The following is an 8904-nucleotide window of genomic DNA, read 5'->3' on the forward strand; positions in this document are numbered from 1 at the left end:
GAGGTTGTGACAAAACTAAATAGCCAATCTGTAAAGACGAACAATCTCTAATTTAGCTCATAAAAAAAGGCTGCTTTTTCGAAAGTGTGATCGTCCAATGTAATCCCGGTTTCTGAAGTAACGGGAATATTATAGACAGGTGATTCTACCTTATCCTTATCAAATGGGAGTCCAAGTAATTCGCTATACCATTCAACTGCTTGTTCGAGATTGCTTACATGAATAAACACATTATTTACTTTACAAGTAATAGGAGAAGAAATTGAATGCATAAACATTCCACCTTTATTTAGGATTTATAACAAAGTTCTATAAAAAAGCAGAAAATCCTTTAAGGATGGAATGTTTAAGTTGTAATTCATGATAAGTATTAGGCTTCTCCTGATTGCTTAATATTGGCTTTTCTAACTAATACCATCATAAATCTTACGAATAAGAATGTTCCTGCAATCGATAGAAAACTATGGAAAGATGTCCATGTTTTTTTATATCTAATTAAATCGGTATTTTTTTCAATCCAATGTTCAGCAAGTGCAGATGGGACGCTAAAAAATATACACTTAGTCAATATCCCGATCAATCTTGAATTGACAGTCACTTGATTGAAATAAATGCAACAGACAGGGAAAAGAAGATAACTAAATAGAACACTAACATCAAACGTTTTTAATAATTTTATTGGATAGGTTAAGTATCCCTTTTTTACTAAAAGATTATCTAAAATGGAGGCTATATAGCTTTTTAGTAAGAAAATAATCAGCCAATCCTTTAATGGCGGTTTTTTAAGCAAACCCAAAAAAGAACCTATTCCTATTACACATAAAATTCTTAAGATGTTTTTTTCATACTTTCGTTTCTTCATACTGATACTCCTTTGATTTTAGGTTAGTTTAACCTAAGGAGGAATATTTAATGTTGAATTTTTTTGGAATAAATGGAGTTGATTAGCGATATGTACTTCTATTAATGGCTAACTTATTAAGTTAAAAATGGAGATCTCCCTTAAGTATGGAGTACATATATAAATCATCAAATTTCCCGCAAGTATATTCATAATGTCTCAATAAACCTTCACGTAAAAAGCCCTGTTTTTCCACCAATTTTTGTGAAGATATATTTAATGGTTCAATCAATGCTTCGATTCTTTCTAAGCTCAAATGCTCGAAGCCGTAGGTAAGCACAGCTTCTAACGCTTCGCTAGCGATTCCTTGCCCCCAATAATGTCTGCTTAGTTCATATCCTATTTCTGTTTTATAATGCTTCGGCTGCATATTTAGAAAACCACAGCTGCCAATCACGGTATCTTCGTCTTTTAATGTTATGCACCATCGAATCCCAGTGCCTTCTTCCCAAATGGATTTGTACCAATTTATTTCTTCTAAGACTTCTTCTGGTGAGTTATATGGTTCTAGTCCCATATGTTGAACAACTTCTTGATCAGATAAGTAGGTAAACATATCTTTAGCATCTTCAGAAGTTACATTTCTTAAATACAAACGCTTTGTTTCAATAATTGGAAAGGTACGCTTCATTGACAATACTCCTTTATAGTAAATACAATAGATTTAGTACATACTTCAACATGCAAATGGCTAATTCCTTCTATCAATGATTTTTGCGAAAATTTATGATGGTAAGGGGAAGCATTCGTCATAATACATATTAGTAGGAGGAAGGAAAATAATGGATTTTGAAACAGTGATGCAAGAACTAGAGGCACTTGGGAAGGAAAGGACGAAAAAGCTTTATATGGGCAATGGTGCCGAGGAGCCTGTTTTTGGCGTAGCTACTGGTGCGATGAAGCCGATTGCTAGGAAAATTAAGAAAGATCAAGCGTTAGCAGAAGAGCTATACGCAACAGGTAACTATGATGCGATGTATTTTGCTGGTGTCATTTGTGATCCAGATATCATGACGGAGGGAGATTTTGAACGGTGGATAGATGCTGCCTACTTTTTTATGCTGTCTGATTATGTGGTTGCTGTGTCTTTAGCAGAAACAGATTTTGCCCAAGCCGTTGCCGATAAATGGATTGCAAGTGGGGAAGAACTGCGGATGTCAGCAGGGTGGAGCTGCTATTGTTGGCTCTTAGGAAATCGCAAGGACCCGGAATTCAGCGAAAGCAAGCTATCAAGCATGCTCGATCAAGTGAAAAATACGATTCATCAATCTCCGGATACTGTGAAATCTGCTATGAATAACTTTATCTACACCGTTGCGATTTCCTATGTGCCCCTTCATGAAAAAGCAGTAGAGACTGCTAAGGATGTTGGCCTAGTCGAAATCAAGAAAGGCAAGAAAAAAAGCACGATGTCTAATGTGTCGGAAAGAATTCAAAAGGATTTAGACAGAGGTATACTTGGGTTTAAGCGGAAATATGTAAGATGTTAAGTATAATCAAATTTTTTAAATAGTATAGCGAATAAAGGCCAAATTCTCTTTTTTGCAAAAAAAAGGATTTGGCTTTTTATTTTTGTAGTCTATCATTTAAAACCTTTCCTAAACCAGAAAGCAAATGTTTTAACAAGATATAAAATAACGATGTCGATACTGACAGCAAACCACCAATGCCAGTTTATATCGTGAACAAGTTCACTATTTCTCTCCACTAAAAACATATAAAGATGCATACCGTTGCTAAAAAGTAGGTAATGAATGAATACTCTCATCCAATTCTTCTTTTCCGGATAAAAAAGCATGAAAAAAACTGCAAAAGTCGGCAAAACCAAATAATAAAGGGAAAAACTCATTTTGGTTGCATGCTCAAATTCTCGATATGGAAAGCTTACCAACCTTATATTTACTTGGATATATTGAAATATCCATGCTGTTGCATGGGCAAACAAAAAAATAATTTGAAAATACCTTTTTTTCTCTTTGGGAATAAATTTAATGAGTAAAAACAAACAGGTGATCCATGAAAGAAATAAAATAACTAGTTCCTTATTCATTTCGTTTCCGTTCCTTTTAGCCCTTTTTTAAACCAAGTATAATAGGTATGGTTAATGAATAATGTAACCATAACAGATATTAATGTATAAGATCCATGCCAGCTTAGATAGTTCACGAGCTTGGTATGTCGCTCTATTATCACTTCAAGACAGGTGAAGAAACCAGCAAAGAGAAAATAATAAAAAAAGGTCCCTATTTTCTTTAATTTTTTTGGAAAGTATAAACAAAAAATAATCGCCGTAACGGGAAAAAGGAAAAATTCAAAGGTGAAGCTTGATCGATTAAATTCGTTTGCGAATGAGAAAAGCTGAATAGGATAATCAATCATTTTCCATTCCACTGCAAGCAATCCAGCTGGCCAAGTGATAATCTGTAGAGATAAAAATATCACCCAAGCCTCTCTAGCTCTTTTTTTTGGAACAAGAAATAAAATGGCAAGGATGCTTATCGCAATAATTCCGATTAAGATCCATCTTTCCATATTCATATACCTTCACCTGCTCAAATAGATAATTAGTCATAGTATTACCTATAGAACAGAATATATGTAAAAGTAGCGGCGGATAATCTAGTTAACTTTTAAAGTTATATGGAACTTTCTATTTTTTGGACTAAACGATAGTATTTAATCACTATATATAATAATAAAGGATTAAGTAAAGCGGAATACCACCATTTCCACCAGCCATAATTGAAATATCCCCATGGCTCGGGTAAAAGAGTAATGAATTCATAGAATAGGAATGCAATATTCCATAGGAAGATTGCTATTATTTTCTTTAAAATAGATTTCTTGAAAGGAAAAAAATTGAGAAATAATATATTAACGGGAGGCACTAGAAATAGAGCATATAATAAAACATGCCACTCTATATCTATTGTGAAATACCAATATGCATGTAATTTAAAATCAATAATTATATCAAACAATAATTGGAACGCAATCGAAAAAACATAGATATGTAGAATTTGATTTCTGCTTAAATGCTTATTCAATCGGAAGGCGCAGAAGTTAAAAATAAGTATCGAAATTAATAAGCCAATCACATTGATCATTTCTCCTAACTTTTCATAATTTTTCCTTTATTTTACTAGAAAATACCAAAAAATTAAATAGTAATTATTTACATTTACCTTCTTTTTAGGAATGCGAAATAAAGTAACGCTAGCCCTAATAATATAATATGGTCGTTTCTGCTGATATAAACACGTTTGACTACATTGGCAATGGGCTTGTTGATTAAAACAGCCTAAACAAATTTTCAAAAAAATGTTAATTTCCTATATCCAAATATAAAAAAGTGCATAGGATAAAGAGGATGGACAACCAATATTTTTGCCAGCTAGGGACACAAAAGCTCTGCTCATTTCATCCTGAGCAGAGTTTGTTTTTACATATTATAGGAACATTTGCTACTTCCCAATTAATTATTTAAGTCAGCAAGACCAGGAGCATGCTCATTTGGCATATCTGGTAGCTCTGGAACTGGATGGCCTTGAGGCGGTGGGACAACATTTAAGTCCCCATTATTTCTGCTAGGTGTTGTTCCTTGGAAGATTTCACCGATTCTTGTATTATCCAGTCTGAAATTAAATTGCGCGTTATGGAAACCCATTTCTACATATTTTCGACATTCTGGATACTTATTGATGTCATAGTTTGGAACAGGCAGGATTTTACCCCAATCTACTCCTAATGTTTCTAATGCTTTAGCAAAGGCATTTTGATGGGCGTTATCACGGACAATTAAAAAGGCAATTGTTTCTCTTAATGTCTTATTGCTGCTCATCTCGTAAATTCTTGATTTTTGAAGAACGCCAGTTGATTCCAAAACAACATTATTCAAGAGATTGGCAACTAAATTCCCATGGTCATATACCCAAGAGCCATTCCATGGATTACCACCTGCATCAACAGGAAGAGATGATTTAGCACCAACAATATAATGATGCGGATTCGCACCAGCTTTGATTACATCATCTAAAGGAGCACCGTCGCTGGCTAGGTTTCCTGGCATGTTTTCTCCGGAGTCGTTAAGCAGCTGATTGATGGTGGATTGAACGAGCTCCACATGGCTAAGCTCTTCCAAAAAAACACCGCGAATTAGATCTCGATATTGCTTTGCTTTTCCTCGGAAGTTAGCACTTTGGAAAGAGAATTGCATCATTGTTCTCATTTCTCCAAATTGTCCACCTAACGCTTCTTGCAACACTTTAGCTGCATTTGGATCTGGTTTGTCAGGGACAATCATATTGATTAAATCTTCTCTATAAAAATACATGCATCATCGAACTCCTTTTTTATAATCACACATCCTTTTTATCGTTCCAAAAGTGGTCGGAGATATACAGGAAAAATGCATAAATGGTAATTTTTTTGATGGGAAAAGGTATTTGTTTTTGGTAGAGTGAGAAGTAGCTATTAGTTGAGGGGGGAGAAAGAATGAAAAGATTAGTCATTATGACGGTTGGGATGACTCATAGTGGAAAAACGACATTTGCAAAAGCCCTAGAAAGCAGGCTTGGGAATGCGGTTGTCGTTGACCAAGATAACCATGGCGAATTTTTGCATACGCATTATGACAAACTTGTGCCAAAGGATGGGTCCAATCGTATCAAGCATGCACTGACAAAAACGATTGTTGATTATGCTGTCAATCACTCGGATTGTCATTTAATCCTGTGCAATGCCAATCGTAATCAGGCAAGTCGCAAAGAATTGCTTTCCTATTATAAAAAACATGATTTTACTTCTGTTCTTGTCCATTTCGCTCTTCCAATTAGCATACTAAAAGAGCGAATTGCCAAAAATAACCGAGATACACTACGTTTAAGGACTGCTTCTTCCTATGACGAGGTTCTCAATCGTCAGCATCAGCAAACAGGTATGGAGGCACTCGATCCAATAGCAGGAGAAGCAGATTATTTATTCACGGTTAAAGAAGAAGAGGATGTGTCAGCTATTATGGAAACGATTATTAAGCTTAAGGGAGTAAATAATGGGGAGGAATAGCTACATATAGTTTTTTCGATTTCTTTTTCCTGAATTTGTAAAACAGCATGGGGAAAGGAAAGCAATGTTTTCCTACTTGTAGGTTTGCATTGCTTTTTTGCATCGTGAGAGAATTTTTTTGTAGCTTAAAAAAGATTCTTTAACCAGCATTCTCTTTAAATAAATAGTAACATAATAGCTTTTCTGTATTTGCTTTTAAAGCTGCATTAGAATAGCGATGGACTTCATGATCGTTAGCTACATAATAATGATATTCTGTGAAGCTTTTATCTGTATTTCCCTTTACCAGTTTCATTTTATTTTTATACATTTTTTCCTTGAATCCTTTTAAATCGGCTTGGATTTTTTTCATTGTATTTTCAATAAGGTTTATATAGACTTGGTTTAGCTTAAAGGGAGTCGTTTTTGCTTGCTGATAATCTCTTTCTAAAACAGCTAGTAAAAGAGGTAAATAAATGAGATGCTCCAGTATTTTTGTTTCTTCCTTTGATCGTCTATTCATGATGTTTTCCTCTAATTATAGGCGTTCCACATCGATCAGTAGATGAAATGGAATATAGTGAATAGTATTGGTTTCGTCCTCGATGCGAAGCTCTTTTTTTATGTAGTCGATAAAAACAGTTCTTCCAATGAGTGTTTCGGTAAAGCCCTGCTTAAATAAAGAAAATTGCAGGAATAAATGGTATTCCATTCCCTCGTGAATAAGTAAATCGATATCATGTAGCTTTTCTTGATCTAATTCTGGCTTCTTCTCTTTTCTCTCATTTAAAAGCTCTTCCTTCACAGCAGCAACATGTTCTGGCAGCATCATGGCTACCCATTTTTTTGTTCCACGGTCTTTAATCATGAAAAACACAACTCCTTCTCTTATATAATAACAGAACGTTTGTTCTTTTTAAAGGATTTTAGAACATTTGTTCGTTTTTTTAATATATGCTAAATAAAAATATTTATGTGAAGATATGTAACCAATAAGGCGCATATTTTGTATAAAGGGGATGGAAAACTTAATAAAATGAGCAATTAGGGGGGCTGATTACATGTACGAATATCAATTTGTATCTATTCCAGTTGGCGGATTTAGTGGAAAACCAAAAAAAGATTATCAAGCAATTGTTCATGAATATGCAAAAGCGGGATGGAGACTTCACAGTGTATTAACTCCGCCTTTTGGAAATGGGGGAATGGCTATAACAATGGAATTAATTTTTGAAAAAGAACAAAAAGAAGAGGGAGAGAGTTTAATCTCACCCTTGGATTGAAGTTTTTTTGGGAATAATCTATCATTTAATCGGTCTTTCTAGCGTCAAAAGCTCGTCTTCAAGAGAGTTAGTTCTTTCTTCGACTATTTTTCTTGCATCCTTGACTCCAGCGTTATAAAAATGGGGGGCAAGTGATTCTTTCACAAAGTCTAACACTCTTTCGGCAGCGAATTCGGAGATGTCTTCCTCTCTTTCTTCGGAAAAGAAGTATTGAATATCTGCAATCATGACATTTTGCTGTTCTTTTGTCAGTTTATAAAACATCGTATCCCATCCTTTTTTATATTAGAGCTTTTAATCTATGTCTTTTTCAAAGCAGATAGCTTCTGGCATATGCTCATATTTACGGTAATTCGCGATTTTGCTATAGCCATTTTTCTGGTAGAATGCGACTGCATTTTGATTGATTATTCTTGTTTCCAACCAGATTTTTTTATAGCCAGCATTTTTGGCTAATAATTCTAAATGCTGAAGGATTGTTTTCCCAATTTGTTGGCCTGGGTATTTCGCATACGTTTTATTTCGGCAATTTGGGGAGTGAGCGGACGAAAGGCACCGCAACCAATCGGTATCCCTTCATCATAGGCAACAACGAATTTCGCGTTTGGTTTCGTCATCTCTTCTAGCTGAAAAGAATTTTTTCCACTGCTCCCTGTAATGGATTCAAGAGAGGCGGATAATTCCTCCATCAGCATTTTTGCATCTTCTGAAAAAGGGCTGACTTCGTTGATTTTCATCTTATCCCTCCCAAGCAAATCAGCTTTGTTTCTTTTCCCATTCTTCCCGCAAAAGACCATAGATAACATGGTCCACATAATGATCATAAAGCCATTCAGCTTGTCTGATAGTACCTTCTTCAGTAAATTTTAGTTTTTCAGGCAGTGCTCTGCTTTTCTTGTTTTCAGTTGCTGCTGCAATTTCGATTCGATTAAGATTTAATTCAGTGAACCCATATGTAATGAATGCTTCGCATGCTTTACTCATGATTCCGTTTCCTTGGTATTCTTCTCCTAACCAATAGCCGATTTTTCCAATCTTACTTGTTCGATTAATCTCATTGTAGCCGATGGTCCCAGCTATTTTTCCTCTATATAGGATAGCTACAGACTTTGGATAGCCTCCCGTTTCAACGATTCCTTCCAGTCTTTGACGGATATTCTCTTTTGTGTCTTCTACTGTTTGGGTATAATCGAGCCAGCCGAGCCACTCTTTTAAATAGGCTTTACTTTTCATGATTAATTGGAAAAATTCTTCGGCATCGTCTAAACGGAACACTCTTAATGCTAAATCCTCATCGATTGTATACTGAAACATGGTATCCCTCCAGTTAAATTATGTATGTTCTTTCATTGTAAGGGAAGTGGAGTGAAAGTTCATTACTTTTTTCTTCGTGAACACAATAGTTGTAATTCGAGACATCTCCTGTTTTAATAGGAGAAGTAGTGTCAATTTTGATTTGTGATTTTTTAAAATTAGGAGGTATTTATACATAGTGGAGATAGGGATAAGCACATTTGTGGAAACAACGCCAGATCCTCATTCAGGGAAGGTAGTTAGTCATGCAGAACGAATTCGCCAAGTGGTAGAGGAAATTATTTTAGCTGATAAAGTCGGATTAGATGTTTTTGGAGTAGGGGAGCATCATCGAAAAGATTATGCGGCTTCAGCACCGGCAAT

15 protein-coding genes and 2 pseudogenes are annotated in these 8904 nt (G+C 35.1%); 4 read left to right on the forward strand and 13 right to left on the reverse strand.

Annotation, left to right across the window (positions count from 1 at the left end; all coding sequences use genetic code 11):
* Positions 1 to 47 precede the first annotated feature (47 nt).
* From RTL21_RS22785 to RTL21_RS22795, 3 genes are all read right to left on the reverse strand, one after another.
* Complete coding sequence (locus RTL21_RS22785; RefSeq protein ID WP_312099420.1) at positions 48 to 272, reverse strand: VOC family protein; 225 nt, start codon at positions 270 to 272, stop codon at positions 48 to 50.
* A 98-nt stretch (positions 273 to 370) separates the two neighbouring features.
* Positions 371 to 862: a CBO0543 family protein gene (locus RTL21_RS22790; RefSeq protein WP_312099422.1), complete on the reverse strand. Its 492-nt coding sequence runs from the start codon at positions 860 to 862 to the stop codon at positions 371 to 373.
* 121 nt (positions 863 to 983) lie between these two features.
* Entirely contained in the window at positions 984 to 1532 is a 549-nt protein-coding gene (locus RTL21_RS22795) for a GNAT family N-acetyltransferase (RefSeq protein ID WP_312099423.1), read from the reverse strand.
* Positions 1533 to 1683: 151 nt separating this feature from the next.
* Between RTL21_RS22795 and RTL21_RS22800 the strand changes: the two genes are divergently transcribed.
* Positions 1684 to 2391, forward strand: a complete 708-nt coding sequence (locus RTL21_RS22800) for a DNA alkylation repair protein (RefSeq protein WP_312099424.1) — start codon at positions 1684 to 1686, stop codon at positions 2389 to 2391.
* Positions 2392 to 2483: 92 nt separating this feature from the next.
* Here the strand turns inward: RTL21_RS22800 and RTL21_RS22805 are convergent, their stop codons facing one another.
* From RTL21_RS22805 to RTL21_RS22815, 3 genes are all read right to left on the reverse strand, one after another.
* Positions 2484 to 2951: a CBO0543 family protein gene (locus RTL21_RS22805; protein WP_312099425.1), complete on the reverse strand. Its 468-nt coding sequence runs from the start codon at positions 2949 to 2951 to the stop codon at positions 2484 to 2486.
* Positions 2948 to 3433 carry a CBO0543 family protein gene (locus RTL21_RS22810; RefSeq protein WP_312099426.1) on the reverse strand — a complete coding sequence of 162 codons (486 nt, stop codon included), beginning with the start codon at positions 3431 to 3433 and terminating at the stop codon, positions 2948 to 2950. Before RTL21_RS22810 ends, RTL21_RS22805 begins: the two co-directional genes overlap by 4 nt.
* 943 nt (positions 3434 to 4376) lie before the next feature.
* Positions 4377 to 5234: a manganese catalase family protein gene (locus RTL21_RS22815; protein WP_312099428.1), complete on the reverse strand. Its 858-nt coding sequence runs from the start codon at positions 5232 to 5234 to the stop codon at positions 4377 to 4379.
* A gap of 161 nt (positions 5235 to 5395) precedes the next feature.
* Between RTL21_RS22815 and RTL21_RS22820 the strand changes: the two genes are divergently transcribed.
* Positions 5396 to 5965: an ATP-binding protein gene (locus tag RTL21_RS22820; RefSeq protein ID WP_312099430.1), complete on the forward strand. Its 570-nt coding sequence runs from the start codon at positions 5396 to 5398 to the stop codon at positions 5963 to 5965.
* A 139-nt stretch (positions 5966 to 6104) separates the two neighbouring features.
* Here the strand turns inward: RTL21_RS22820 and RTL21_RS22825 are convergent, their stop codons facing one another.
* Positions 6105 to 6467 carry a YhjD family protein gene (locus RTL21_RS22825; protein ID WP_312099432.1) on the reverse strand — a complete coding sequence of 121 codons (363 nt, stop codon included), beginning with the start codon at positions 6465 to 6467 and terminating at the stop codon, positions 6105 to 6107.
* Between the two features lie 15 nt (positions 6468 to 6482).
* Positions 6483 to 6812 (reverse strand): YolD-like family protein, encoded by a 330-nt coding sequence (locus RTL21_RS22830; RefSeq protein WP_312099434.1) that lies wholly within the window; start codon positions 6810 to 6812, stop codon positions 6483 to 6485.
* A gap of 193 nt (positions 6813 to 7005) precedes the next feature.
* Here RTL21_RS22830 and RTL21_RS22835 point away from each other — a divergent pair, with 193 nt between their 5' ends.
* Entirely contained in the window at positions 7006 to 7227 is a 222-nt protein-coding gene (locus RTL21_RS22835; RefSeq protein ID WP_312099436.1) for a DUF4177 domain-containing protein, read from the forward strand.
* Positions 7228 to 7248: 21 nt separating this feature from the next.
* On the opposite strand, the gene RTL21_RS22840 is transcribed toward RTL21_RS22835, so the two are convergent.
* The 5 genes and pseudogenes from RTL21_RS22840 to RTL21_RS22855 form a co-directional block, all read right to left on the reverse strand.
* Entirely contained in the window at positions 7249 to 7491 is a 243-nt protein-coding gene (locus RTL21_RS22840) for a DUF2164 domain-containing protein (RefSeq protein WP_312099438.1), read from the reverse strand.
* A gap of 30 nt (positions 7492 to 7521) precedes the next feature.
* Positions 7522 to 7650 (reverse strand): N-acetyltransferase, encoded by a 129-nt coding sequence (locus tag RTL21_RS22845; protein ID WP_312099439.1) that lies wholly within the window; start codon positions 7648 to 7650, stop codon positions 7522 to 7524.
* Positions 7651 to 7716, reverse strand: a pseudogene (locus RTL21_RS23295) (hypothetical protein); the annotation flags it as partial.
* Positions 7689 to 7964 carry a hypothetical protein gene (locus RTL21_RS22850; RefSeq protein WP_312099440.1) on the reverse strand — a complete coding sequence of 92 codons (276 nt, stop codon included), beginning with the start codon at positions 7962 to 7964 and terminating at the stop codon, positions 7689 to 7691. The gene RTL21_RS22850 and the pseudogene RTL21_RS23295, both read right to left, overlap by 28 nt.
* 19 nt (positions 7965 to 7983) lie before the next feature.
* Positions 7984 to 8541, reverse strand: a complete 558-nt coding sequence (locus tag RTL21_RS22855) for a GNAT family N-acetyltransferase (RefSeq protein ID WP_312099442.1) — start codon at positions 8539 to 8541, stop codon at positions 7984 to 7986.
* A 178-nt stretch (positions 8542 to 8719) separates the two neighbouring features.
* Here RTL21_RS22855 and RTL21_RS22860 point away from each other — a divergent pair.
* Positions 8720 to 8904: pseudogene (locus RTL21_RS22860) on the forward strand (LLM class flavin-dependent oxidoreductase); the annotation flags it as partial.

It is taken from the genome of Niallia sp. (assembly GCF_031978665.1).
In the GTDB taxonomy this organism is placed as follows: Bacteria; Bacillota; Bacilli; order Bacillales; family Cytobacillaceae; genus Niallia.

Bases quoted from the DNA above. Each gene is read 5' to 3' on its own strand.
- RTL21_RS22785 (WP_312099420.1), bottom strand. From the start codon at position 272: ATGCATTCAATTTCTTCTCCTATTACTTGTAAAGTAAATAATGTGTTT.
- RTL21_RS22790 (WP_312099422.1), bottom strand. From the start codon at position 862: ATGAAGAAACGAAAGTATGAAAAAAACATCTTAAGAATTTTATGTGTA.
- RTL21_RS22795 (WP_312099423.1), bottom strand. From the start codon at position 1,532: ATGAAGCGTACCTTTCCAATTATTGAAACAAAGCGTTTGTATTTAAGA.
- RTL21_RS22800 (WP_312099424.1), top strand. From the start codon at position 1,684: ATGGATTTTGAAACAGTGATGCAAGAACTAGAGGCACTTGGGAAGGAA.
- RTL21_RS22805 (WP_312099425.1), bottom strand. From the start codon at position 2,951: ATGAATAAGGAACTAGTTATTTTATTTCTTTCATGGATCACCTGTTTG.
- RTL21_RS22810 (WP_312099426.1), bottom strand. From the start codon at position 3,433: ATGGAAAGATGGATCTTAATCGGAATTATTGCGATAAGCATCCTTGCC.
- RTL21_RS22815 (WP_312099428.1), bottom strand. From the start codon at position 5,234: ATGTATTTTTATAGAGAAGATTTAATCAATATGATTGTCCCTGACAAA.
- RTL21_RS22820 (WP_312099430.1), top strand. From the start codon at position 5,396: ATGAAAAGATTAGTCATTATGACGGTTGGGATGACTCATAGTGGAAAA.
- RTL21_RS22825 (WP_312099432.1), bottom strand. From the start codon at position 6,467: ATGAATAGACGATCAAAGGAAGAAACAAAAATACTGGAGCATCTCATT.
- RTL21_RS22830 (WP_312099434.1), bottom strand. From the start codon at position 6,812: ATGATTAAAGACCGTGGAACAAAAAAATGGGTAGCCATGATGCTGCCA.
- RTL21_RS22835 (WP_312099436.1), top strand. From the start codon at position 7,006: ATGTACGAATATCAATTTGTATCTATTCCAGTTGGCGGATTTAGTGGA.
- RTL21_RS22840 (WP_312099438.1), bottom strand. From the start codon at position 7,491: ATGTTTTATAAACTGACAAAAGAACAGCAAAATGTCATGATTGCAGAT.
- RTL21_RS22850 (WP_312099440.1), bottom strand. From the start codon at position 7,964: ATGAAAATCAACGAAGTCAGCCCTTTTTCAGAAGATGCAAAAATGCTG.
- RTL21_RS22855 (WP_312099442.1), bottom strand. From the start codon at position 8,541: ATGTTTCAGTATACAATCGATGAGGATTTAGCATTAAGAGTGTTCCGT.